Source organism: Peribacillus sp. NPDC101480, assembly GCF_050277335.1.
GTDB lineage: Bacteria > Bacillota > Bacilli > Bacillales > DSM-1321 > Peribacillus.
In genome coordinates, this window is sequence record NZ_JBNNSB010000003.1 from 474,713 (window position 1) to 499,552 (window position 24,840).

Genomic DNA, 24,840 nt, shown 5'->3' on the forward strand with positions numbered 1-24,840 from the left:
CCTTTATTTGATCTCTTGAAAAATTTGACTAGCATTTAACTATAGGATTCCCCCAAATGGTCCCCTTTAAAGTTTAATTAAATATATATACCCCAATTAGTAGCAAGAATAAAAAATTAGATAATTTTCTTTTATTTACGTACCCCGACAAAAGTATAACGAATATAAAAGGAAATCACAACCGATATCTTGAAATCGGCTGATTTTTTATGCGTAAATATTGACTGTAAAAGGGAAAAGTATTAAGATGGTTTGTTAGTAACTGTGAGGTGAAACAATGTACCCGATTATTGAATTTTGTGTAAGCAATCTGGCCAGCGGCGCTCAGGAGGCTCTGGAAAGATTGGAGCGGGATCCAAATTTGGATATCATAGAATATGGTTGTCTGGGTTATTGCGGCAGATGCTCCAGTAACTTATATGCGCTTGTAAACGGTGAAGTGGTTTTTGGTGATACAACGGATGAATTGGTTGATAAAATATATAAGTACATTGATGAATTTGAAATGTTTTAATCATCAACGGTGAATAAAAAGGCTGTTCCTTAATGGACAGCCTTTTTAATATCAGTGCTGCAGCAACTCAGTGGGGTGTTCGCTGCTGCTTGAGTTCCTGAAAGCGGTCCCGCCATCTGGATGATGGAGGCTACCCGGTCATTGTTTTGACCTTCGAATACTAATGAAAAATACTTGATGGCTGCCTTTTCATTTCCTATCTTCCTTGAGATGTCGCCAGCGAGATATAGGATTCTGGCTTCGGATACCTGGGTGCCGCTGAAGTCTCCTGTTGAATAGGATGTGCTTCATATTCCTTAGGGCGAACCTCAAAAATCTTTCTTCTTGTTCCTTGTTTTTGTTGATCCTATATAACCATGCTATCCGTAAACAGATTCCGGCAAGGATTATATGATTTTCCTTTTTTAAAGCTCCGCAATAACTCGCCAGCTTGTATGTATTGATCGCATCTTTAATGGATCTCTCATTGCTAAAATGGTGGGGAACCCACTGGGAGCTTACTTTTTCCATAATGATTTCCATTGTAGTGGGGGGAAGTACCGGGAGAAATCCTCCGAATACGAAAAGCCTCAGTGAGGGCAAACAAAGATATTATAGTAAAGTGCGTTAACGGCTGAATCAACATAACGGGGCAAAAGTCCGTGTCATATTTAACAACTTTTACAAAACGCGACCGTACCTTTTTGTGTTTGATTTTTGCTTGCATAAAAGGCATTCCATGCTTTTATCTTATAGAGGGTGTATGCCTTCGATCTAATTTTTATTGGTAAAATAGGTGGGGGAATATGAATTTTTTCAAGCTGGAAAATTGAGCGTGGGAATTTCTTTGGTATATACTATAAAGAGTAATAGTTCTATCTCACATATCAGAAGAAGGAGGGATTTATTGTGAGTGAAGTTGTTCAAATAACGGAAGCTGCCGCTTTTCAGATAAAAGAAATGATGAAACAAAATGGTGAAGAGGGTTCCTTTTTAAGAGTGGCCGTTAAAGGCGGAGGCTGCAGTGGATTATCCTACGGAATGGGTTTTGAACAAGAGCCCGGAGAAAAAGATAGCCAGCTGGAACAGTTTGAAATTAAGATCCTTGTTGATGCCCAAGATGCAGATATATTGAATGGAACGGTAATTGATTATAAACAAACGATGATGGGTGGAGGCTTTACGATCGAAAACCCAAATGCTATCGCTTCATGCGGTTGCGGGTCTTCCTTCAAAACGGCTAAAAACGCCGGTACGCCGGAAAACTGCTAAGAAATCTTATCATTGAGAAAAGGGGGGGCACTTTAACAAGTGCCCCCTTATTATTGGAAAAAGGGATTTGGAATGGTCTCATCCCGAACCATGATTTTAAAACAGGGTCCAAGTACGTGGACGGTCGAATAAAGTGCCGTGAAGGTCGAATAAAGTGAGAGGACGGTCGAATAAAGTGCCGTGAAGGTCGAATAAAGTGCCGTGAAGGTCGAATAAAGTACGAGGACGGCCGAATAAACGCTCCAGCTGAAAACAGCTGGAGCGCTTATTAAAGAAAAAACCAGGCAAACATCAAATTTGACTACAGTCTAAGGTCTAAGGGGGCACTAAAAAAAGTGCCCTTTTTCATGGTTATTTGCTGCTTTAAATATTGTGCAGGGCCTCCGTGATTGGGAGGGTGCCGCTGGAAATCTCGAATGTTTTATTGAATGTTTTTTCTTCTGTGATTGATTTGGCAAGAACGGCGGCGACATCGGCTCTTGGAATGGAATTGTCAGGATGATCCACTTTCTCATCCGCAAATATTTTTCCGATAGCTTGTTCATTTGTCAAAGCAACCGGCCGGACGATCGTGTATGTCAGCCCGCTTGCTTTTAAATGTTCATCGGCATCATGCTTTGCTTCGAGATAATGGTGCATTCCTTCTTGGGCTTGTTCCGGATTATCGGAACCGACAGAGCTTAGCATGACAAAACGTTCGATTCCCTTCTTCTTGGCGGCATCAACCAGTTTAATGGCTCCATTCTTATCCACAGCTGTCGTTTTATCGGGCCCTGTTTTTGGTCCAGATCCGGCTGCAAAAATGATGGCCTCCATGTTATCCACTGCTTTATCCACATTTCCCTCTAAATCGGCAAGGATTGGATGCCCGCCGAGTGCTTTTATTGTTTGGGCCTGTTCCTCTTTCCGGATCATTCCGTAAACAGTCATTTGCGGATTTTTTGATAATTCCCCAATGATCTGCTTTCCTGTCGTTCCATTGGCTCCAGCAATTAAAATATTCATTTATGCATTCTCCTTTCATGGCTTCCCCTACTCTTTACCCTTAGAATGACAAGGGTAAGCGCTGTGGATAAGTAATGAAAAAAAGTTATCCACATTAACCGAATTGGGGATAACAAAAAACCCGGCTATGAAAGTCGGGTTTTTGCGTAATTTTTAAAACATGGAGGAACTATGCATCGGCTGAACTTTTGCTTTTGGGTCAATATATTGTTTGGCGTGATTGACGGCAGTGGGTGCCTCACCAAAACCGCTTGCAATTAATTTTACTTTGCCATCATATGTTGCAATGTCACCTGCTGCATAAATTCCGGGGATATTCGTTTCCATTCTGGAATTCACCAAAATATTGTTTTTCTGGATATCAAGTCCCCATTCCTTGATGGGACCAAGAGAAGAAACGAAGCCGTAGTTAACGATGACAGCATCCACTTCCATCGTCTCTGTATCTTCACCGTTCGTATCCTTGATGACAATTGTATGGATCCGTCCGTCTGTACCAATCAACTCTGAAGGTATGTAAGGAGTCTTTATTTCAACTTTTGAATTTTTAAGTGTTTCTACACTATGTTCGTGGGCACGGAACTTATCTCTTCTGTGAATGATGCTCACTTTCTCGGCGATAGGCTCCAGCATCAGGGCCCAGTCCACTGCTGAATCCCCACCTCCGAAGACCACCACTTTTTTGCCGGCAAAATGGTTGAGGTCGTCGATGAAATAGTGAAGGTTGCCGCGTTCGTATTTTTTTGCGTCATCAATTTCGATGCGGCGGGGTTGGAAAGCCCCATTTCCAGCTGTGATGATAATCGTTTTGGAGTAATGGATTTCTTTATCAGTCGTTAACTTGAAAACTCCATCAGCTTGCTTTTCCACTTTTTGAACGGCTTGCTCCAGGACAACATCCTGCTCGAACTTTGCCATTTGTTCCTTCAGGTTATTCACTAGCTCCTGAGCCCGCACTTTGGGAAAACCAGCGATATCGTAGATGTACTTCTCAGGATAAAGGGCAGACAATTGTCCGCCTAATTGTGGCAGGCTCTCGATGATTTTTACGGATGCCTGTCTCATTCCTCCATAAAATGCAGTGAATAATCCAACTGGGCCTCCGCCAATGATGGTAATATCATAAACTTTTTCATTAACTTCCAACGTTATCCCTCCGATATACTAGGTTTGCTGAAATTTATTCTCTTATTTTAACATAGATGGTCTTTGAAAAAACGGAGAATGTTAGAAAAGTGAGAAAGTTTTGACTATATACAGGCGGTTTAATGATGAATGTTCTTTATCCTCTTTCAAAAGTGGGGAAAATTGCCCTTTGCCAATGTTAGCATATCGTAAAAATATGGATAGCAGCCGGGTGAAAAGTAACGTTTTTCGGCGTGATTTTAACCCTAAAAAGTTCGGTTTGTTACTTGAAAAAGGTATGGAAAAAGACTAATATTTACTTAGACATCATTAGGTAAAATTTTTATGAATTTTTCATGACAATTACGAAGTGTTACGTGAAATACGTCACAAATGTATAAGAGTGCTTTTTATAATGGAAATTAATAAGATAGACAATATATTTTAGTTATGGAAAGCATCACAAGAAAATATCGTAAAGGTGGAAGAATACTTTTGAAAAAGCCAACTATCGTTGTTTTAGGAGCAGGTTATGGTGGATTGATGACTGTTACTCGCTTACAGAAGGCATTAGGTCAAAATGAAGCAGAAATCGTATTAGTTAACAAAAATGATTACCACTATGAAACAACATGGCTGCATGAAGCATCGGCTGGAACGCTTCATCATGATCGTGTGCGGTATCCTATCAAAAGTGTCATTAACAACAAAGTTAAATTCATCCAGGATTCTGTTTTGGAAGTGAAAACAGAGACCAAAAAAGTCATCCTTGAAAACGGCGAAATTTCTTATGATTACTTAGTGATTGGACTTGGACCTGAATCGGAAACGTTCGGAATCCAAGGGCTAAAAGAATATGCTTTCTCTATTTCTAACGTGAACACGGCACGTAAAATCCGTGACCATATCCAATTGCAATTTGCTACGTACAGTTCTGAGGTCGAAAAGAATGAAGACCGCTTGACGATCGTTGTTGGAGGAGCAGGATTTACGGGAATCGAATTCCTAGGCGAATTGGCTAACCGTGTCCCTGAACTTTGTAAAGAATACGACATCGATTTCCAAAAGGTTCGTATGTATTGTGTGGAGGCAGCACCAGCCGTCCTCCCTGGCTTCGATCCGGAATTGGTGGATTATGCAGTATCTTACCTTGAGAAAAAAGGTGTCGAATTCAAAATCGGAACACCGATCAAGGGAGCGACTCCTGAAGGCATCATCGTGGCAAAAGGCGAAGATGAAGTGGAAGAAATCAAAGCGGGAACCGTAGTGTGGGCAGCTGGCGTACGAGGAAACTCCGTGATAGAGGCTTCCGGTTTTGAAGCTATGCGCGGACGTATTAAAGTGAACCTTGACATGCGGGCACCGGGTCATGACGATATCTTTATCGTAGGGGACTGCGCTTTGATCATCAACGAGGAAATAAACCGTCCATATCCACCTACCGCACAAATCGCGATGCAGCAAGGTGAGGTCATTGCGAAGAACCTGACTAAATTGGTTCGTAACGAAAGTGACCTTGAAACGTTCACTTTCGAAAACAAAGGAACGGTATGTTCACTTGGTGAAGACAACGCGATTGGTGTTGTATTCGGCAAGAAAGTTACAGGTAAGACTGCATCATTCCTGAAGAAGATGGTTGATAACAGAGCGTTGTTAATGATTGGCGGAGCTTCCCTTGTTGCTAAAAAAGGTAAATTCAACGTCCTTTAATTTTTTCTATATATAAATAAAGGCCATTTGGGGAATTTCCCTGAATGGCTTTTTCATTGACATCCCAACAATGGGTGAGCGTGCCATCAATCGGAGTATGCACGGTTCTTATGTGGAATATAATGGGGTTTGGATGACGAAGCTTAATCGTATGGTCTTCTGCTGTTTGAAGTTTACTATGAATATAGGGGGGAGTGGTTCTTGGTGGAACGATGCAAAAATGTTTGGCTTGCAGTGTCCGGCCTTGTGATATCTGATAAGGGTGAATGGCTGGTCGTGAATAAAAGGTATGGCGGATTGAAAGGGCAATGGTCGCTTCCGGCAGGTTTTGTCAAAAGTGATGAAACCGTCGATGAAGCTGTCGTAAGGGAAGTGTTGGAGGAGACGGGTATTCATACAGAAATTGAAGGCATTGTAGGAGTGAGAAGCGGAGTCATTAAAGGGAATATTAGTGATAATATGTTGATATTTTTACTTAAACCGGTCAGTTTTGAAGTAACCGCTCAGTTGGATGAACTATATGAAGCTAAATTTTATGACCCTGATTTACTCATGCAGGAAGGGAAGCAATCATTACTATTGGAACAGCTTTTAGCTTTTAAAAAGGAGAGAATGCAGACGATGCTTGACGGATTGAACCCGGGAGATCAATTTGGGTATACATCATATAAATTATTCATGTAATTTGGGTAATTATCTTTTCTTCGGAATTATTTGGTATAAGTCGTTGACGCAGCAATTATTTTTTCAGTAAACTAAAGGTGTCGGTTTTTAAGGAGGGTCAAGAATAACATGCCATTGCCTGTTTTAATTATCTCAATACTCTTATTTTTCATATTGTTTTTCGGAATTGGCTTTTTGCTGAATATGCTCTTTCGTTCTTCGTGGATCATGGTCATCTTATTTCCAATTGTCTTCATCATCATTGTCAATGAAACAAAGCTAATAGAATATTTTAGAAATCCGGGAATTTCTTTTTCAAATCTTGGAACGAACCTCACTTCCTTGCATACGGCAGACATCATCATTTTATCAAGTGGGCTGCTTGGCGCGGTTTTAGCTGGTGTGGTCATCAGGATTCTAAGGAATAAAGGATATCAAATGTTTTAATAATGAGAAGGGCCGTCATTTATGGACGGGCCTTTTTTTGTAAGAAAAATTAGATCTTTTCATGCTTTATGAATACTTTCACTCTGGAAGGGGAACAAATATCCTTGTGAGAGGAGTGGAACTAATACATATGAAGATTGTCAAGGCGTTATTTTTGAGGGTTGCTATTATCATATTATTTATCTTGGCCATCGATTCGACCTTAACTCATGTTTTTGGGGCCGTGCCTGTGGATCATCCTTTTGAAGAGGTGATGAGAAAGCATCGAATGCTTGGTCTCGAATATAAAGCCATCCATAGTGGAGGTCAAGTGGCGACGCTAATGGCATCCGCATCCACAAGCGATGGTCCCGTGACGATAGCGGAGGCAATCGAGCTCTCGAAATATCCGAAGCATGAAGTCTTGGCTACAGGATATACAGCAGGGTATGAATCTACCGGAAAGTACCCGGAAAGCCCATCCTATGGTATCACTTATTCAGGGGTGAAGGTGAAACGGGATCTGTTTTCCACCATTGCCGCCGATCTTACCGTATTCCCTCTTGGAACCATCCTATGGATTCCGGGCTATGGATATGGGGTTGTAGCGGACAAGGGTGGTGCAATCAAAGGAAACCACCTGGATCTATACTATGAAACGGTACAAGATGTATATGAGAATTGGGGGAAGAAAACCCTTGAAGTATATGTTGTCCAAAAAGGGAACGGCGAGTTATCCGAAGAACAGTTAAGCAAGTTGAATGAAACCAAGATCAGGCAGGTATTCAAGCCTAAAATCGCTCAGAAAACATTGAACGATAATGTAGCTTCCTTTGCTTTTTAATGATGGACAAAGGTGAAAGCGAAAGGCTGCCTCAATTGAGGCAGCCTTTTTGATTGTCTGTTTTCCGTTCGGGACGCCTTAGTCCATGATTTTGTAGGCTTCAGGATGCAGAGTCTTTGCCAATTTGGAAAGCCCATCCAGTAATCGCGGGGAGGGGCGGCAGAATAAAGGCTCTTCCATTATGTGAATATTGTTATTCCGGACTGCCTTCATATCAGTCCACCCTTTCCGTTTCTTGACCAGCTCCGGGTTTACTTTTCGTAAAGGGACACCGACCCAAGCTAAGCAAATATGGTCGGGATCCTTTTTTTGGACCTCTTCGGAAGTGACTTGAATGCTTGCCATGTCGACATCTTCGAAAAGGTTATATCCTCCCGCAAGCGTGCTGATCTCGGATAACCAATTAACTCCCCCGGGGCTGAATAAGGGATTAGGCCACCATTCCCAATACAGCGACGGCTTTGTTTCGATTTTGTCTGCGACGTTTTTGTATTGAAGGATGGCATCACGGAATTTGGCAGCCTGTTCCTCTGCTTTTTCCTTAAGATTCATGGCATCGCCCAAGGTCAGTAAATCTTTTGCGATATCTTCAAGTGATTGCGGGTTGAAGATGATATGAGGGATGTTCCGTTCTTTTAGCCCCTCAATATTTTTTTCCATGCCCGGTACACTTAGTGAAGCCAACACCAAATCGGGTTTTAGTGATTCTACATGATCGATATCAATGGATAAATCGGGCCCCACCTTAGGAAGGTGCTGTAAGGTTTCAGGCCAATCAGAGTAGTCATCGATGGCGATCAGCTGATCTTCAATCCCTAGATATGTGCAGAGTTCCGTATTGCTGGGGCAAAGAGAGATTATTTTCAAATTGAACACCTACCCTTGAAAGATGAAAAAGTGAAGTGCCAGCGCAATGAATACTCCGGTCAAGGCTCCGAAAAATACCTCGATTGGCTTATGTCCCAACAGTTCCTTTAATTGTTGCTGTTTCTGTTTATCTGCTTTTTTCTGCCAGTTCTTTGCTTGCTCGACAAATGTATTGAAGTCCGTAACGAGCTGGTTCAAGACGGCCGCCTGTTCTCCTGCCTGCCGTCTCACACCTGTCGCATCGAACATCGTGATGACTGCAAAAATCGCGGCAACGGCAAATACAGGGGATTTCATACCGGTTTCGATCCCTACCGCTACGGTTAGGGCTGACACGGCCGCTGAGTGGGAGCTTGGCATACCGCCTGTTGAGTTAATGAGTGACCAGTTTACTTTACGAAATGCTATGAAGTGGATGGGCACTTTAATGAATTGAGCAAAGAAAATGGCAATCAATGCTGCGATTAAAGGGAAGTTGAGTAATAATTCCAAGAGTATCAGCCTTCTTTCTAGTTATAAGTAAAGATGAAAACCATATATGGGTAATTACATCCTGCTCGGAATAAGGCCCTTATTATTAGTTCCATTCAGTCCTGTCGATTCCCTGCTGGTATAAGTATAAATATGATCTTTCTTATACTATTACTCTAAAGTCACTCATTCTAAACAATATCACTTGTTATTATTATTTTTGCGGGCCTTATTCGAAAATTTTTGAAGATTTCGTTATAATGAATGTAATCGAATGGAGGAGGTAGCAGAATGTTCACAGTAAAAGATTCCTTGAATATAGATTTGATTGACGAATGCCTGATTTTAGGCGTATTTGACAGACCCGTAAAATTCTCAGGCATAGGAAAAGAAGCAGATGAACGATTGGACGGCCAGCTAACAGAGTTAGTGAAGGAGGGGGAAATCTCTTCCAGGAAAAAATCAGTGGTCAAAATACATACATTAGGTAAATTAGGCATAAAGAGATTGATTTTTGTAGGGTTGGGCAAGGAAAAGGAGCTATCCTTTGAAACGCTCCGCGAAGCGTTGGGAAAAGCTCGTAAGACGATAAAAGAATCCAAGATTACGACACTTTCAATCGCTTTGGATACATTCACGACTGAAAATCTGGATGCGTTGGATGCAGCGCATGCATGTTCCGAGGCTTTCGAACTTGCTTCCTATAAATTTGACGGATACAAGCAAAAATCGAACCAGGTCGAAAAAAGCCTTGAATCGATTACGGTATACAGTGAATATGATCAAGAAGAGGTCGGTGCCGCGCTTCATGTAGGGAGAATTTTCGGAAGGGCGACGAATTCAGCGAGAACATTGGTCAACACGCCAGGCAATTTGTTGACTTCCACGGATTTGGCGGATTATTCATCTGCCTTGGGTGAACGTTATGGTTTTGAAGTGGAGATCCTCGAGAAGGAGGATATGCTTAAGTTGGGAATGGGTGCACTCCTTGCTGTCAATCAAGGTTCGGTCGAGCCTCCGAAAATGATCGTCCTGAAGTATCAAGGTAAGGATGAATGGAAGGATGTTATCGGGTTGGTAGGTAAAGGCATCACATTCGATACGGGTGGATACTCATTGAAAACGAAGGCCGGAATCGTTGGAATGAAGACGGATATGGGCGGTGCGGCAGCTGTTTTAGGTGCAATGGAAATAATCGGTGAATTAGGACCGGACCAAAATGTCGTGGCTGTCATTCCTTCCACTGATAATATGATCAGCGGTGATGCATTCAAGCCGGATGATGTGATCACTGCCATGAGCGGCAAGACGATAGAGGTATTGAATACGGATGCGGAAGGCCGGCTGGTTTTGGCGGATGCCATGACATACGCAAAACATCATGGTGCAGACTATCTTATTGACGTTGCCACTTTAACGGGTGGTGTCATAACCGCACTGGGCATGGATATGACGGGAGCAATGACAAATGACACGGAATTCTATGAACAAGTGGTCAAAGCCTCAGAGGAGGCCGGGGAGCCCATTTGGAGATTGCCGATTACAGAAAAGGATAAAGAGCGGGTACGCAACAGTAAAATAGCGGATTTGAATAATTCACCTGGAGGGGCAGGACATGCGATCATGGGCGGGGCCTTCATCGGCGAATTTGCCGAAGACACTCCGTGGGTCCATCTGGATATTGCCGGAACATCCACTACCTCGAGCAGCTCTGAATTGTGCACGGCGGGGGCTACCGGTGTCATGGCACGCACGCTTGCACTATTGGTCGAAACCTTTGAAAAGAAAACAAGATGAACCCAAATATCCGAAGCCGAAAATAGGCTTCGGTTTTTTTACCAAAAAGGTGTTGGACGAACGTTATACATCCCTCCATTTTAAGCTGACGATGATATGGCAATTTTCTTCCCCTGCTTTAGGATAGAAATCAAAACGGATTCCATCGGGGTTATATGTGATATCAGGTTCGTTCTTAATTCCTATCTTTCGGATCATATCGATCACGACATTTTTTTGTGATGCTTGGGCAGCAGTCATCAACCGGTTCGAGAAGGGTTTGGATGTGGCTAAAGTATCCATGACTTTTTTTACATCAACCATTAGGGATTGCGAGGTCTTTGCCGATTTAACTAGCAGATCCGGATTGGTTGCCGAGTAGGGACGCAGAGTTCCTTCCCGTTCCCGATTCATATTCATTGCTCTGGCGTGAGGCGGAAACAGGATAGGGTCGTATAAAAAATAAGGGAAATCCTCCAAAAGGTTTTCTTCCTTTCCTTAAGTCTGTCTATAGACACGTTTTCGTTATACGTTAAAATATGTATAAAGGCCAGCCGATATGATAGCGGTTTGGGATTGACCATTCTTCTGCAAATAAACTTCTTGAAAATTATGATCAAAGACACACTATTATTTGTAAACTGCTTCATTGACAGGTATAGTGTATAGTAATATACTTACTTACCTAAAGTAAGGAGAAGGCACACTATAAATTAAAAATAGGTGATGTTAACATGAAAATAACCGAGGAAACAAAAAACCTTTTAATAGATAAAATGAATATCATAAAAACACCGGGAAAAGCTGATATATGCCTTGTAGGGCCTGTGAACCTGCCTGTTGAGCAAGGAGATTTCTCAACGGTTTTCCAATGGTATACATGGCTACAGCTTGATGGCGCGGATAATGGCAAGGAAGCGGTGCTTGATTCGCTCTCGGAAGCCAACCTCGCTTTCGGACAGCAATCCTCCGTATTGGTATATGGTGACTTTAAAAAGTCGGAGGATGCACTTGTCCGGATGCATAGCATCTGTCACACAGGTGATATCTTCGGCAGTAAACGCTGTGATTGCGGCTACCAGCTCCACCAATCTATGAAGATGATAGCCGAGCATGGGTGCGGGGCCATTTTTTACCTTGCGGACCATGAAGGAAGAGGGATCGGCCTGTTTTCAAAATCTCTTGCCTATTTGCTTCAGCAGGAAGGTTATGACACGGTCGAGGCGAATGAGGCTTTAGGATTCGAGGATGATACGCGATCTTACGAGGGAGCCATCCGCGTGTTGAGGGAACTCCGCAAGGATCCTGTGACTTTAATCACGAACAACCCCAAAAAGCTGGATGCCCTCATGAAGCATGGACTTGCGGCAAAGGACCATATTCCGCTTTGGGGCGGTTTGACGGAAGATAATAGTTTCTATCTCGATACAAAAGTTAAGAAGTCTGGACATATTCCTCAAAAGAAGCCAACTTTGATTGTATAAGGAGAGCTATAGTATGAATGATGATCAATATTACATGAAGCTGGCACTGGATTTGGCAGCCAGTGCTAAAGGAAAGACGAATCCGAATCCGGTGGTCGGTGCAGTCATAGTCAAAGACGGTGTGATAGCCGGGACAGGGATTCACCGTAAAGCGGGTGAACCGCATGCGGAAGTACATGCTTTCAAAATGGCGGGTGAGTATGCAGAAGGTGCAACGCTATATGTGACTCTTGAACCTTGTTCCCATTATGGAAAGACACCTCCTTGTGCAAATTTGGTGAAAGAATCAGGTGTCCGGCGGGTTGTCGTGGCTACTCAAGATCCGAATCCGGAAGTAGCCGGCAGGGGGATATCGATCATAAAGGATGCGGGCATTGAAGTGGAAGTTGGCGTCCTGGAAAAGGAAGCTCAAAGGCTGAATGAGCGTTTCATTCACAATATGCTGACGAATCGTCCATTTGTCATATCGAAGTATGCGATGACGCTCGATGGAAAACTTGCAACCCACACAGGTCATTCAAAATGGATAACAGGAGAAGAATCACGTCACTCCGTTCATTTGCTGCGTGATGAGGTGGATGCCATTCTAGTTGGTATCGGGACTGTGTTGGCCGATGATCCATCACTGACGACCAGACTTCCGGCGGGTGGAGGGAAAAATCCGATCCGAGTCATTTTAGACAGTGAATTACGGGTTCCCTTGGATGCCAATGTTGTACAAGCATCAGATGCGAAAACCTTGATCGTGACGCAGGAAAATGCACCTGCGGATAAAATGGACCTTCTACGTGAAAGAGGGATCGAATTCATTTTCGTCCCCAAAAACGAGACGGGACTAAATCTAAGGGCTTTGATGGAAGAGCTGTATAAAAAGGGGATTACGGATGTCTTGCTGGAAGGCGGAAGCGAAGTGAATGCCTCATTCCTTAGGGAAGGGCTCATCGATAAATTCTTGATTTATATAGCCCCTAAACTATTGGGCGGAAGAAACTCACTAACACCGTTTACTGGAATGAATGTGGATACGATGGATGAAGCGATGGATGTTTCCTTCTCTGGCGTGGAAACGTTTGGTGAGGACATACGCATCACGGCTTATCCTAAATAAAAAATAGACAACAGGTGAAGAAGCATGTTGGTTAAATCAGATGTATGCATAGTCGGATCAGGTCCTGGTGGAGCGCTGCTGGCTTACCTATTGGCCAAGCAGGATATTTCAGTCGTTTTGCTTGAGAGGCATTCTGAGGTTTCGAGGGAGTTCAGGGGCGAGTTCTTGAACGATGAAGGAGAGGGCATTCTTAAAAAGCACGGTTTATTCGAGAGTGTGGAAAGACTTGGCTTGCTAAGGATGGAACAAATTGAATATTGGCATGACGGCGAAATATTCAAAAGGATTTTCCCTGAATGGCCGGTCGATCATGTTGGGATACATGTCCCTCAAAATCATCTGCTTACAGCTATATTGAATCAAGCCATAAAGCTGGACTCTTTTAAATTGATGATGAATACGAAGGTTACTGACTTGATACAGGATGAAATGGGCCGTTTTACGGGAGTCAAGGCTCGAAATGGCGGAAATGACCTGGAAGTGCAAAGTTCATTAATAATCGGAGCGGACGGCAGATTTTCCATCGTTAGAAAAAAAGCGGAGATACCAGTAGTGATTAAAAATCATGGCTATGATTTACTGTGGGCAAAAATTCCTGCTCCGGAGGGGTGGAAGCCTTCGATCAAGATGGCATTGGTCAATGGCTCCCAGGTTGCCCTCTTTACCCAGGCTGGAGGTTTCATCCAAATTGGCTGGAATATAGAACATGGTTCATATCCCCATTTGCGAAAACAGCATTTTGAACCGTTCATAGAAGATTTGCTTTTTGCCTTCCCTGAATTAAAAAAGGTTGTGTATGAAAATATCCGCTCTTGGCAGGACTTCATTTTATTGGATGTTTACAGCAGCTATTGTGAAACGTGGACAAAGGATGGCGTTGCTCTATTAGGTGATGCAGCCCATACGATGACACCTACAGGTGCGTTCGGACTCAATTGTGCCATGAAGGATGCCGATATATTGGCCGAGCTTATTTCTGGCTGCATCCTGCAGGGGGATACTGGCTTCCTTGGACTTAAAATGGCTGAGCCAAAAAGAAAAGCCGAGATTGAAAGATTACAGGCCATTCAGGTGGACAAGGAAATGTCCTTCGCATCACAGTTTGCCGCAGCTTATGTTTGAATAGGAGTGAAGGATATGAAATTCGGTTTTGATATTGACGATACCCTTATTAACTTGAGGGAGTTCGCGTTCCATCTTTATAATGAAAAGCTTAAGACGAATATAGAGTTAACGAAATTCAGAGCTTTAAAGACGTTGGAGATCCATGAAGCTTTCGGGCTTGATAAAGAGGCTGGGGGCAAAATGTGGAACAGCCTTGCCGATGAAGTGTATTATTCATCCTGTCCAGCCTTCGAGGGCGCAGTGGAAACGCTGCAGGAGCTTGAGCGTGATGGCCATGAAATCTATTACATTACCGCCAGAAAAGCGGAGCATGGTGAACGGACGAAAAAATGGCTGATTGAAAACGGCTTTCCGGTTAAGGATGACCATTTTTACTGTGGGATGAAGGATCATGAAAAAATTGATACGATCCGCAAATTGGAATTGGATTATTATTTTGATGATAAACCGGCGGTGCTGGAAACGTTATTGGATATTCCAACGAAAGTGTATGCAATGGATAACTCCTATAACAGGGAATTGGATATTCCAAGACTGACAAGCTGGTTTGAATTAAAAGAAATCCTCTCCAAATAATACATTTACATTATTGACGGATGACTTGATAGACTTGGGTCATCCTTTTTATGTATACTATTATGAATAGCGATTCATTTTTTGGTAAAAAAACATGAGAGTCGGGGGTAATGGGATGGAGAGAAATATTGAAAAGTCATTGATAGGCACGCTTGGGATTGAAATGAAAGAAGTCGGCGAGGGGAAAGTCATTGCGACGATGCCTGTGGATGAACGGACTAGGCAGCCGTATGGTTTATTGCATGGGGGAGCGTCCGTTGCCCTTGCGGAATCCGTTGCAAGCTTTGGAGGAATGATGCTGGTAGATAGTACAAAACAAGCTGTCGTCGGCCTTGAAATCAATGCAAATCATGTTAGGGGCGTCCGTTCCGGTGTTGTTACCGCAGAAGGGAACATCCTGCATCGCGGGAAGACGACGATGGTATGGGACGTGAAAATCCGTGATGAAGAGGATCATCTTATCTGCATTTCACGCTGTACATTGGCGGTTATCGACTTACCAAAGCCAAAGTGAATCAAAAGGACGATTTCAATAAAGGGACGCAATGATTCTACAGTGTCCGGTTTAAGTATAAGATGGCAGTAGACTATTGTATGAAAAGAGGTTTTTCTATGCTGGTGGGTCATATACAAGAAATCACCCGTCATCCTGTAAAATCATTCACTGGTGAACAGGTACAGAAAACGAAGGTGATGGACTATGGACTATATGGAGATCGCAGTCATGCCTTTAAAGATAAAAATGGGAAGTTCCTGACGATAACCCAAGTCCCGGAAATGGTCCGTTATCAAGCTGTTTTTTCTGGTGAGGAAACCCTTGGCCAATATCCGGAAATCAAAGTGAAGACTCCTTCAGGAAACGTGCTGACATGGGGAGAGGGAGCCTTTCAGGAGGAAATGGACCGATTGTTGAAACAGGAGGCAGCACCCGTTGTTTATCACCCTGCACATATTCCGTTAGGAGCGATTGAAGAAGAAAACATCCTGCTTGTCAGTGATGCCTCGATTGGCGAATTGACAAAACTTTGGGGAAAAGAACTGGATGGCAGGAGATTCAGGCAAAATTTAGTGCTATCTCTAGTGAACAAAACGCCCTTTGTAGAAGAGAAATGGTTCGGAAAAAGGATTCTAATCGGAAATGAAGTGGAATTGGAGATCAAAAGGCATTGTGAACGCTGTATGATCATAACTGTCGATCCAAGCGATTCCCAGAGAGATCCATCACTTTTGAAAACTGTGGTCAAGGAAAGGAAAAATCATTTTGGCGTATATGCCTCGGTCATGCAAACAGGTGAAATCAGAGTTGGCGATGAGGTATTTTTAAAGGATTGAGGCAGAAAAGAGCTGCTCCTGTAATCAGGGCAGCTCTTTTGCAATGGCAGGAATCACCGGGTTTCCTTTAAATCATCCTGTACACTCCGATCCCACATTTTTACGCCAGTATGATAAGCCGAGCGCATGATTAAATGTCCGGCAACAGGGCTGGTCATGAAGATAAAGATGATTGCGAGCACGACCCTGAAATCGAAATGGCTATGTTTATAATAAAAATATAACAAGGTGCCGATCAGGATGAACATGATTCCAAGTGTCGAACTTTTTGAGGCAGCGTGATTTCTTGTATAGACGTCGGGCAGCCGGATGATGCCGAAAGCCGAGACTATAAAGAGAAAGACTCCCATTAATAGGAATAGGGCCGATAGGATTTCAGCGATTGCGGTCATCTTCGATTATCTCCCCTTTCTCAAGGAATTTGGCGAAAGCGACCGTTCCGATGAAAGATAGGATTCCGAGCAGAAGAATGGCTTCCAGATATGCGCTTGTATCCATGACAATGGAGGCAAGTGCAACGATTGCGATAAGATTGATTCCCATTGCATCGAGTGCGATGACCCGATCCGGTACGGAAGGCCCTTTGATTAAACGGTATAAGAATCCAATCATGGAAAGCGAAACACCTAGCAGCGCGATTTTAAGCATTAGATCGAACATTATTTGCTCACCTCCATAATCGCTTTTTCAAATGTATTTTTAATGCTGTCCACGGCCTCGACTTTGTCGGCAATATCCATCGCGTGGATATAAAGAATCCGATTATCTTCCGATACTTCAACGACAAGTGTTCCTGGTGTCAGGGTAATTAGATTCGATAGTATCGTAATTTCCCAATCCTTGGTCAGCACGGTTTCAAATGCGAATATGCCGGGTCTCATATCCAGGTTCGGTTTAAGCACGGCCTTAAGGACGCTAATGTTGGAAAGTATGAGTTCCCTTGCGAATATGAGCAGCAATATAAAGACGGCATTCACCCTTTTCAAGTAAAAACGATCATTGAAAAAATGACGGAAGACGAACATGATGCCGAGCCCCAATATATATCCGATGATAAAAGTGCTCCCGTTAAACTCATTTTTCAAAAACATCCAGATAACCGCAAGGAACACATTCAGTAAAATTTGGAATGACATCTGGCACTACTCCTTTAAAACCGCTTTGTTATAGATTTCGGGATTCATTAATGAATCTACAGCTTGCGTTATGAATGGGTATATTGATTCTGTTCCTACTCCGAATAAAACGGAAATGATGACAAGGAGTACGGCAGGAACCAGCATTTTATTTACCGTTTTATTAGTTAAGGCATAATCAGCTTTTGGAGTTCCCCAAAAGCCATTCATGAATATTTTCATGACGGAATATAGGACCACCAAGCTCGAAAGCAAGACAACGGCCATTCCTAAGTAGGCCCCATTTTCTGCTGCTCCCTGAAGAATCAGGAGCTTGCCGGCAAAACCGCTGAACGGCGGAATTCCCGCCAATGATATGGCAGCTATGAAGAAGGTCCATGCGACGGCCGGGTATTGCTTGATCAGGCCGCCCATGTTCCGTAGATCATCCGATCCGCTGATTTTGATCATGATGCCAACCAGAAGGAAGAGTGCAGCCTTGATCAGCATGTCATGAATGATATATAGAATGGATCCCGATAAAGCCTGTTCATTCATGACGGAGATGCCGAATAGGATAACCCCGACTGCGATGATGATATTGTAAATGATGATTTTTTTTACATCCCAATAGGCTACCGCACCAATGACACCGATGATGATGGTCAAGATAGCAAGTATCGCAAGGAAAGTATGGGTGAAATCCTGGTCATGATAAAACATGAGTGTATAGGTCCTGAAGATGGAATAGATCCCGACCTTTGTCAGCAATGCCCCGAATAGGGCCATTACTGGAATGGGCGGAGCATAATAGGAACCTGGAAGCCATTGGAAGAGCGGGAAAATGGCTCCCTTCAAACCGAATACGATCAGAAACCCAATCGCTATCACCGAGATGATACCAGGCTGGTTGACTTCCGCTATCCTCTGGCTGATGTCAGCCATGTTCAATGTGCCTAGAACTGAATAAAGATACGCCACCATAATGACGAAAAAGGAAGAGGATAGTACATTGACGATGATATACTTCAATGATTCCCTCAGCTGGATTTTCGTACCTCCCAGTACCAGCAGCACGTAGGAAGCCATCAGCATGACTTCGAAAAATACGAATAGATTGAAAAGATCCCCCGTTAGGAAGGCACCGTTCACTCCAATCAGTAAAAATTGAAATACAGGATAATAATAATGTCTTTCACGTTCTTCCCCTATGGAGTAAAACGAGTAAAGCAGTATTGCAAATCCAATGACATTCGTGGTCAGTACGAGCAGCGAAGAAAGCATATCTGCGACGATCACGATCCCGAATGGCGCATCCCAGCTGCCGACACCTAAAGTCAGGATCCCTTGAGTATGGACCGTAAATACTAGATATAGGGAAATCACAATCCCGATAAGAGAGGAAGTAAGGGATATCCCTCTTTGCAGCTTGATTTTTTTGGCAAAGAAAATGAGAAGGATGCCTGTGAAAAGCGGCCATAAAACAGGCAGGAAAGTAAGATTATTCATTCGCTTCCGTACCTCTCATTTCTTCCATGTCATCCGTACCGAGTTCCTGGTAGGTCCGATAAGCAAGTACCAGCAGAAATGATGTGACTCCGAAACTGATGACGATCGCCGTCAAGATAAGCGCTTGCGGAAGCGGGTCGACATAGGATGCAGCTTCATCACTTAGCAATGGAACGGAACCGCCTTTCAAACCGCCCATCGTCAAAATCAAAAGGTGGGCGCCGTGACTTAGAAGCCCTGTACCGATTATGATTCTTAATATGCTTTTGGAAAGCATTAAATAGGTCGCACACATAAATAGTATTCCAATGACAATGGCCATTAAAAGTTCCATTATTCACTCTCCCCTATCGTTTGAATAATGGTCATCGTTACACCAACAACCACAAGATAAACACCCAGATCAAAAAGTACCGCGGTATGAAGCGAGATATGCCCAAGAAGCGGTAAATCAACATAATGATAAACATGTGTCATGAGGGGCACCCCGAACACCAGCCCGCCGGCCACGGTCAGGCTTGATATGAACAAGCCTGACCCGATCATTAATTTATAGTCAATCGGCAAGATGCCGGTGACGGTTTTAATGTCGAAAGCGAGCAACAGCAGGACTATGGCGGCTGAAGTCATTAAACCGCCGACAAACCCGCCACCTGGCGAATAATGCCCGCCTAAAAAGATGGCCACCGCAAACAGCAAGATAACAAAGGCGGCGACTTTCGTAACCGTTTGGAGAATCAGGTCATTTTGCTTCATGATTTATCTTTCCCCCCTGTCAAACGCAATTTGATCATCGCGAATATTCCGAGCGCAGCGATGGAAAGGACACTGATTTCAAACATCGTATCAAGTCCGCGGAAGTCAACGAGAATGACATTTACGACGTTTTTCCCGCCTGCTTCCTTATAAGCATTTTCAAGATAGTAACTGGAGATGGAATCAAATAGTTTATTGCTATGTGCCGATAAGGCAATCAATGTCACGATGACTCCTACACCAATGGATATCAGGGCATTATTCAACTTGAATGTCATCCGTTCTTCCTTTCTGCTTGCCATTAACGGAAGGTGGAAGAAACAGAGCAAAAACAGCGATACCGAAATCGTTTCGATGACTAGTTGAGTCAAGGCTAAATCCGGTGCCCGCAGCAAAACGAAAAATAGGGAAATCGTATAACCGACGGCTCCTAAGATGATAATGGAAGTTAAACGGGATTTTGCAAACAGAATGGCGATCGAGCCAATCACGATGATCGCAGCTAATACCAATTCATATATGCCGATCGGGGCAAAATTCCCTGTATCCAATTTAAATGCATCCTTCCGATAGAGCGAAAAGCCCAAGGAAAGAATGAAGAAAAGGAAGATTGAAAGCAGATAAGTCCGAATCGAACCTGTCATTAACACTTTCATGACGATGGAAGCTGAGCGTTCGAGCCCTCTAACCCCGTTATCATACAACGCATTCAGGGATATACGTTCAGGAATCCACTGGGTGATCTTTTGCCACTTTGGAAGCGTTTTGTATAAAAGGATTCCAACTGCTATGATGCCGATGGTCATCCATACTTCAGGTTGGAATCCATGCCAGAAGGCGATATGGACTTGGAAGTCCGGTCCCGCCAAGCTTGGCTGTATGCCGGCTACCGCAGGTTTAATGATTGATGAAGATAGCAAGTTTGGAAAAATACCGAAAACGATGACCAACGAAGCAAGGATGATCGGGGATATCAGCATCCCAATCGGCGCCTCGTGGGGCTTCTTGTCCAATAGTTGTAACTGAAGTTTGCCTGTAAAGGGTTTGAGCACGACGATCATGCTATAAATAAAAGTGAATACACTGGCTACCCATGCCACCACAGGGAACAGGCCCCCCCATGTCTCCATATTGAAGATATTCAATTCCAACACATTCACCATGCTGGCCAAGAACATTTCCTTGCTTAAAAAACCATTGAAGGGCGGAAGTCCAGCCATTGAAAAAGCACCTATGACAGCGACGGTGAAAGTGATCGGCATCAACTGCATCAATCCGCCTAGCTTTCTGATATCACGTGTACCGGTTTCATGATCAATGATGCCTGCAACCATGAAAAGGCTGCCTTTGAAGGTCGCATGATTAATCAAGTGGAATACTGCTGCAACAGTAGCTGCCAAGTATATATTTTCCCCTAAAGACTCATAGTGAAGGGCCGCCGCACCAAGTCCCAAAAGCGACATGATCAATCCGAGCTGACTGATGGTGGAAAAAGCGAGAATCCCCTTTAAATCAGTCTGCTTGATAGCAGAGAATGAACCCCAGAACAGGGTGATCAATCCGGCGATCGAAACGAGCCAGAACCATAATCCTGATTCTGCAAAAACAGGGCTTAATCGGGCAACCAAATAAATTCCGGCCTTGACCATTGTGGCGGAATGAAGGTAAGCACTGACCGGTGTCGGGGCTTCCATAGCGTCAGGAAGCCAGATATGGAAAGGAAACTGTGCGGATTTAGTGAACGCGCCAAGCAGCACAAGCAAAAGTGCAGGAACGAAGAGCGAGTGGTCCATAAGTTCCCCGCTTTGGGCAATCAATTCACGTATGCTGAATGTGTTCCCCATAACGGAAAGGAGAATGATGCCACCAAGCATGCTTAAGCCTCCAAGCACAGTGATCAGCAGGGATTTCTGCGCTCCATAACGCGAACGCTCCCTTTCATTCCAATATCCTATCAATAGAAAAGATGATAAACTCGTGAATTCCCAAAACGAATAAAGGACAATTAGGTTATCGGATAGGACGACACCAAGCATTGCTCCCATGAAAAGTAAAAGGAAGACGTAAAATTGGTTCAGCTTTTCTTTCACTTTCGATAAATAGAAAATTGAATACAGAACGACGAGTGAACCTATACCTGTAATGAGCAAGGCGAACAAAAGCCCTAGTCCATCTACATAGAAATCAACATGAATTCCGAGAGAAGGAATCCATGTTGCCCTTTCCATAATGATATCCCCTTGTTTGGTCAAGGAAATGAACCTTGAAAAATAGGTGAAAAGGAGAATCGGTAAAATCAAAACAAACCATCCTGTATGTATTTGTCGAAATAGTTTGTACAATATCGGTACAATAAGTGCTAATAGAAACGGTGATAATACCGCCCAATGAAGTAAAGACATAAACTCCCCCCTTTTTTAAAACGAAGTCAGTCGTCTTATTATGCTTTTTTCGCGCAATCCTAGACGTTAGGAAATCTTCGTTGAATATGTATTTTATTATCGAATGCTTGTCTCGCTTAAAAGTATAACGCAATTTATGTGGGTTTGCATGGCATTAAAAACGGTGAAGGCCAACTTGAATGATGTTTTATATATAGGTAGAAAAGGAGGGGAAACCGACCTGAAAAATTTATTGAAAAAAGTTTTTCCAGGGTGAATTAGTAGAGTATTCATTGTGAAATGATGGATTATCTTGCATAATATAGGATAAAAGACGCGTGGATGGAGAAATCATGAAAAACACATATTTACTTAGCTATTTACCAATCATTTCAATTCTACTATTCAGCCTCTCCTTTGCCATTTATGGGGAAATGCAAATGCTCTCTTTATTTGGAAATTTGGGAATCTACCAAGGGATGCTGGAGTTTTTTTCTGAAACCGGCATTAAGCTGGCGCTGCTGATCGTATTGCTCTTATTATTCTTTATGGTTTTTGCCGCATTGAAGCTGATCTCAGATACGATATTGGAGCTGTCTTTATTATTCTTTTCCAAGGATTCTGAAGGTAAAGCCCTGAACAGTGTAAGAAAGGGGTCTGTCATATATGTGATTGGCGGTGCCTGTTCATTGTTCAGTGTTCAGTTCATCATCGGGCTTGGGTCCATCTTTATCGCAACGAATGTCGTTGCTTTAATTTATTTTGTCAATAAGTTAAGCCCGAGCCTGAACTTGTCGAGGTTAGTGGGATTGGTTTTCTTTCCAATCTTCGTTTGGACGGCACTGATTTCAATAGTCACTTATGCAGGATTGAAGCTTTATAACAGCGTCATTGCAAGCATTCCCATATAGCCATAAAAAAGAAGGTGCCATTGCGGCACCTTCTTTTTTCACTCGGCAGTCTGGCTGATATCTTTCCAAATCAATACATGGGGTGTATGTGAATAAATGGATTGTAGATTGGATGGCTTGTCCCTTCCAATCCAAACCCCCGTTGTATAGTTTGCTGTCAGGCCGACAAACCACATGTCTTTCACATCATTGGTCGTACCGGTTTTACCGCCGACATATTCTGTAGGAAAGTAGGCTTTGCGAGCTGTCCCGGAAATGATCGTTTCATGGAGCAGCTGCCGCATCTTGGCTACAGTGCTTTGGCTCCAAATCTCCTTGGGGCGCTCTTTCCATTTATAAAGGACTTTACCTTCTTGATCGGTGACTTTAATAATGGCGCGGGCCGGCTGATAGTTTCCTTCATTGAAGGAAGTATAGGCATTTGTCAGTTCAAGGGGACTCATGCCATATTCGAATCCGCCTATGGCCGAACTCGTATGGTGGTCTTTTTTGCTCACCTTTTTAAAGTCGAAAGCATCGAGGTACTTGAAACTCGTTTCCACCCCCGTCTTTTCAAAAATTCTTATGGCAGGTGTATTATAGGACTGAGCGAAGGCAGTTCTTAGTGTGACCATCCCGTAGCTGTCACCGCTATAATTCTTTGGACAATAGCTTGCACCGCTAACTAGCTGATTGGTGTCAGCATCCGTTTCCTCCAAATATGGAGCATAATCGAGAAGCGGCTTAATGGCTGATCCTGGCTGCCTATAGCTTTGGTATGCACGGTTGAAAGAATTTTTTTTATAATCTTTTCCCCCAATCAAAGAGACAAGCTCGTGCGTATGATGCTGTATAACCACTAAAGCTCCCTCGATATCATTGACACCGATTTTTGATTGTAAGGCAGTCTTTGACTGTGATTGCAGCTTGGTATCGAGTGCGGTATGGATGGTTACACCGGAATTCAAAAGCTTTTTGACCTTTTTATCCAGCTCAGCTTCCGCTTTCTTACGGATGGCGACTTCAGGGCTTTGCAGAGATTTATCAAGACCCTCGGAGGATGCCACCAGGTTTTTCAATTCCTGATGAACATATGCCACATAATCGGGATATAAGTCGACCGGGGTGGACAAGTCTAATTTAATCGTACTTTTGATAAGCTTCTCGTACTCGGCCTGCTCTAAATCACCTTCGGCCACCATTTGTTTCAGTAATCTTTCCTGGCGCTTTTTCGTCTCATCGAAATGTTTAAGAGGGTTATAGTTTTCCGGATTATTAGGGATTGCGGCCAGGAAGGCAAGTTCCGCCTTGGATAACTCTTCAGTCGCTTTACTGAAATAATATTGGGAAGCAGCTTCGATTCCATAAGCTCCATTACTGAAATATATGGCATTCAAATACAGCTCCATGATTTCCGGTTTTGATTTTTTTCGCTCTATCTGATAGGCGTAAATGAGTTCACTGAGTTTTCGGTTATACGTCCTATCATGTGAAAGATAAACATTCCTGGCCAGCTGCTGGGTAATGGTACTGCCGCCTTGTTCGATTGTTTTATTTTGCGAATTGATAAGAAGCGCCCTGCTTATGCCGGATAGGTCAACGCCTGCATGATCATAAAATTTCTGATCCTCTGTAACGATGAATAGATTTTCCAGGAATAGGGGGATGTCTTCAAGTTTAAGGTAAGTCCGTTTCTCACCAGTGGAAATTTCACTGATGACCTTTCCATTTGCGGCCTTTATGTAACTATCCTGAGCCAGTTCTATCGATTCAATGGGAATTCGCTCGTCGAGTACATGATAGGGAGATTGCGCTAAGGACCACTCCTGATAGGAAAGGAAAATGAAAAGGATCAAGACGGGAATCAAGAGGGAAATCGTGATATAACCAAGATACGTGCGCATAGTTCAAC

Annotated in this window: 29 protein-coding genes; 14 read left to right on the forward strand and 15 right to left on the reverse strand. The window is 43.2% G+C overall.

Annotated features, from left to right (window positions below; all coding sequences use genetic code 11):
* Positions 1-277: 277 nt before the first annotated feature.
* Positions 278-514 carry a YuzB family protein gene (locus tag ACQKMF_RS13565; RefSeq protein WP_063234046.1) on the forward strand — a complete coding sequence of 79 codons (237 nt, stop codon included), beginning with the start codon at positions 278-280 and terminating at the stop codon, positions 512-514.
* Positions 515-543: 29 nt separating this feature from the next.
* Here the strand turns inward: ACQKMF_RS13565 and ACQKMF_RS13570 are convergent, their stop codons facing one another.
* Both ACQKMF_RS13570 and ACQKMF_RS13575 read right to left on the reverse strand, forming a co-directional pair.
* A complete protein-coding gene (locus ACQKMF_RS13570) occupies positions 544-747 on the reverse strand; it encodes a hypothetical protein (RefSeq protein ID WP_402944056.1) in 204 nt (67 codons plus the stop codon).
* Complete coding sequence (locus tag ACQKMF_RS13575) at positions 704-1,036, reverse strand: DUF2225 domain-containing protein (protein ID WP_402943723.1); 333 nt, start codon at positions 1,034-1,036, stop codon at positions 704-706. Before ACQKMF_RS13575 ends, ACQKMF_RS13570 begins: the two co-directional genes overlap by 44 nt.
* A gap of 366 nt (positions 1,037-1,402) precedes the next feature.
* On the opposite strand from ACQKMF_RS13575, the gene ACQKMF_RS13580 reads away from it, so the two are divergent.
* The gene (locus ACQKMF_RS13580) at positions 1,403-1,765 is read left to right on the forward strand and encodes a HesB/IscA family protein (RefSeq protein ID WP_101223634.1); all 363 of its coding nucleotides are present in this window, start codon (positions 1,403-1,405) and stop codon (positions 1,763-1,765) included.
* A gap of 363 nt (positions 1,766-2,128) precedes the next feature.
* On the opposite strand, the gene ACQKMF_RS13585 is transcribed toward ACQKMF_RS13580, so the two are convergent.
* Both ACQKMF_RS13585 and ACQKMF_RS13590 read right to left on the reverse strand, forming a co-directional pair.
* Positions 2,129-2,770, reverse strand: a complete 642-nt coding sequence (locus ACQKMF_RS13585) for an SDR family oxidoreductase (RefSeq protein WP_427573648.1) — start codon at positions 2,768-2,770, stop codon at positions 2,129-2,131.
* Between the two features lie 153 nt (positions 2,771-2,923).
* Positions 2,924-3,916, reverse strand: a complete 993-nt coding sequence (locus tag ACQKMF_RS13590) for an NAD(P)/FAD-dependent oxidoreductase (protein ID WP_402943727.1) — start codon at positions 3,914-3,916, stop codon at positions 2,924-2,926.
* Positions 3,917-4,390: 474 nt separating this feature from the next.
* Here ACQKMF_RS13590 and ACQKMF_RS13595 point away from each other — a divergent pair, with 474 nt between their 5' ends.
* From ACQKMF_RS13595 to ACQKMF_RS13610, 4 genes are all read left to right on the forward strand, one after another.
* Entirely contained in the window at positions 4,391-5,605 is a 1,215-nt protein-coding gene (locus tag ACQKMF_RS13595; protein WP_101223631.1) for an NAD(P)/FAD-dependent oxidoreductase, read from the forward strand.
* A 204-nt stretch (positions 5,606-5,809) separates the two neighbouring features.
* A complete protein-coding gene (locus tag ACQKMF_RS13600) occupies positions 5,810-6,289 on the forward strand; it encodes an NUDIX domain-containing protein (protein ID WP_241592845.1) in 480 nt (159 codons plus the stop codon).
* A 108-nt stretch (positions 6,290-6,397) separates the two neighbouring features.
* Complete coding sequence (locus tag ACQKMF_RS13605) at positions 6,398-6,715, forward strand: YuiB family protein (protein WP_063234052.1); 318 nt, start codon at positions 6,398-6,400, stop codon at positions 6,713-6,715.
* A 268-nt stretch (positions 6,716-6,983) separates the two neighbouring features.
* Positions 6,984-7,538: a 3D domain-containing protein gene (locus ACQKMF_RS13610; RefSeq protein WP_397315667.1), complete on the forward strand. Its 555-nt coding sequence runs from the start codon at positions 6,984-6,986 to the stop codon at positions 7,536-7,538.
* A gap of 78 nt (positions 7,539-7,616) precedes the next feature.
* Here ACQKMF_RS13610 and ACQKMF_RS13615 read toward each other — a convergent pair whose 3' ends face one another.
* Positions 7,617-8,414 carry a cobalamin-binding protein gene (locus ACQKMF_RS13615; RefSeq protein WP_427573651.1) on the reverse strand — a complete coding sequence of 266 codons (798 nt, stop codon included), beginning with the start codon at positions 8,412-8,414 and terminating at the stop codon, positions 7,617-7,619.
* On the reverse strand, positions 8,415-8,897 hold the full coding sequence (locus tag ACQKMF_RS13620; RefSeq protein WP_101223628.1) for a divergent PAP2 family protein: 483 nt from the start codon (positions 8,895-8,897) through the stop codon (positions 8,415-8,417).
* 270 nt (positions 8,898-9,167) lie between these two features.
* Between ACQKMF_RS13620 and ACQKMF_RS13625 the strand changes: the two genes are divergently transcribed.
* Positions 9,168-10,673 (forward strand): leucyl aminopeptidase, encoded by a 1,506-nt coding sequence (locus ACQKMF_RS13625; RefSeq protein WP_427573653.1) that lies wholly within the window; start codon positions 9,168-9,170, stop codon positions 10,671-10,673.
* A 63-nt stretch (positions 10,674-10,736) separates the two neighbouring features.
* Here ACQKMF_RS13625 and ACQKMF_RS13630 read toward each other — a convergent pair whose 3' ends face one another.
* Positions 10,737-11,132 carry a hypothetical protein gene (locus tag ACQKMF_RS13630; RefSeq protein WP_230176205.1) on the reverse strand — a complete coding sequence of 132 codons (396 nt, stop codon included), beginning with the start codon at positions 11,130-11,132 and terminating at the stop codon, positions 10,737-10,739.
* A 254-nt stretch (positions 11,133-11,386) separates the two neighbouring features.
* On the opposite strand from ACQKMF_RS13630, the gene ACQKMF_RS13635 reads away from it, so the two are divergent.
* From ACQKMF_RS13635 to ACQKMF_RS13660, 6 genes are all read left to right on the forward strand, one after another.
* Positions 11,387-12,136, forward strand: a complete 750-nt coding sequence (locus tag ACQKMF_RS13635; protein ID WP_101223625.1) for a GTP cyclohydrolase II — start codon at positions 11,387-11,389, stop codon at positions 12,134-12,136.
* 13 nt (positions 12,137-12,149) lie between these two features.
* Entirely contained in the window at positions 12,150-13,244 is a 1,095-nt protein-coding gene (gene ribD, locus ACQKMF_RS13640; RefSeq protein WP_402943775.1) for a bifunctional diaminohydroxyphosphoribosylaminopyrimidine deaminase/5-amino-6-(5-phosphoribosylamino)uracil reductase RibD, read from the forward strand.
* Positions 13,245-13,268: 24 nt separating this feature from the next.
* Positions 13,269-14,366, forward strand: a complete 1,098-nt coding sequence (locus ACQKMF_RS13645) for an FAD-dependent monooxygenase (protein WP_101223623.1) — start codon at positions 13,269-13,271, stop codon at positions 14,364-14,366.
* Positions 14,367-14,381: 15 nt separating this feature from the next.
* On the forward strand, positions 14,382-14,945 hold the full coding sequence (locus tag ACQKMF_RS13650) for a 5' nucleotidase, NT5C type (protein WP_101223622.1): 564 nt from the start codon (positions 14,382-14,384) through the stop codon (positions 14,943-14,945).
* A 115-nt stretch (positions 14,946-15,060) separates the two neighbouring features.
* Positions 15,061-15,459: a hotdog fold thioesterase gene (locus ACQKMF_RS13655; RefSeq protein ID WP_427573656.1), complete on the forward strand. Its 399-nt coding sequence runs from the start codon at positions 15,061-15,063 to the stop codon at positions 15,457-15,459.
* Between the two features lie 98 nt (positions 15,460-15,557).
* Complete coding sequence (locus ACQKMF_RS13660) at positions 15,558-16,277, forward strand: MOSC domain-containing protein (RefSeq protein WP_101223620.1); 720 nt, start codon at positions 15,558-15,560, stop codon at positions 16,275-16,277.
* Between the two features lie 53 nt (positions 16,278-16,330).
* Here the strand turns inward: ACQKMF_RS13660 and mnhG are convergent, their stop codons facing one another.
* Genes mnhG through ACQKMF_RS13695 form a run of 7 tightly spaced genes read right to left on the reverse strand, consistent with a single transcriptional unit; the run spans position 16,331 to position 22,059 of the window.
* On the reverse strand, positions 16,331-16,669 hold the full coding sequence (gene mnhG / locus ACQKMF_RS13665; RefSeq protein WP_427573658.1) for a monovalent cation/H(+) antiporter subunit G: 339 nt from the start codon (positions 16,667-16,669) through the stop codon (positions 16,331-16,333).
* Positions 16,653-16,925 (reverse strand): Na(+)/H(+) antiporter subunit F1, encoded by a 273-nt coding sequence (locus ACQKMF_RS13670; RefSeq protein WP_370023645.1) that lies wholly within the window; start codon positions 16,923-16,925, stop codon positions 16,653-16,655. The genes mnhG and ACQKMF_RS13670 overlap by 17 nt, the downstream gene beginning before the upstream one ends.
* An 11-nt stretch (positions 16,926-16,936) precedes the next feature.
* On the reverse strand, positions 16,937-17,413 hold the full coding sequence (locus ACQKMF_RS13675) for a Na+/H+ antiporter subunit E (RefSeq protein WP_101223618.1): 477 nt from the start codon (positions 17,411-17,413) through the stop codon (positions 16,937-16,939).
* A 6-nt stretch (positions 17,414-17,419) separates the two neighbouring features.
* Positions 17,420-18,901 carry a Na+/H+ antiporter subunit D gene (locus tag ACQKMF_RS13680; RefSeq protein WP_427573661.1) on the reverse strand — a complete coding sequence of 494 codons (1,482 nt, stop codon included), beginning with the start codon at positions 18,899-18,901 and terminating at the stop codon, positions 17,420-17,422.
* On the reverse strand, positions 18,894-19,235 hold the full coding sequence (locus ACQKMF_RS13685) for a Na(+)/H(+) antiporter subunit C (protein WP_076368129.1): 342 nt from the start codon (positions 19,233-19,235) through the stop codon (positions 18,894-18,896). The genes ACQKMF_RS13680 and ACQKMF_RS13685 overlap by 8 nt, the downstream gene beginning before the upstream one ends.
* Complete coding sequence (locus ACQKMF_RS13690; protein ID WP_098371445.1) at positions 19,235-19,657, reverse strand: Na(+)/H(+) antiporter subunit B; 423 nt, start codon at positions 19,655-19,657, stop codon at positions 19,235-19,237. Before ACQKMF_RS13690 ends, ACQKMF_RS13685 begins: the two co-directional genes overlap by 1 nt.
* Entirely contained in the window at positions 19,654-22,059 is a 2,406-nt protein-coding gene (locus tag ACQKMF_RS13695) for a Na+/H+ antiporter subunit A (RefSeq protein WP_427573663.1), read from the reverse strand. The genes ACQKMF_RS13690 and ACQKMF_RS13695 overlap by 4 nt, the downstream gene beginning before the upstream one ends.
* A 332-nt stretch (positions 22,060-22,391) precedes the next feature.
* On the opposite strand from ACQKMF_RS13695, the gene ACQKMF_RS13700 reads away from it, so the two are divergent.
* Positions 22,392-22,949, forward strand: a complete 558-nt coding sequence (locus tag ACQKMF_RS13700; protein WP_427573665.1) for a DUF5366 family protein — start codon at positions 22,392-22,394, stop codon at positions 22,947-22,949.
* A 38-nt stretch (positions 22,950-22,987) separates the two neighbouring features.
* Here ACQKMF_RS13700 and ACQKMF_RS13705 read toward each other — a convergent pair whose 3' ends face one another.
* Entirely contained in the window at positions 22,988-24,832 is a 1,845-nt protein-coding gene (locus tag ACQKMF_RS13705; RefSeq protein ID WP_427573667.1) for a transglycosylase domain-containing protein, read from the reverse strand.
* Positions 24,833-24,840: the final 8 nt, after the last annotated feature.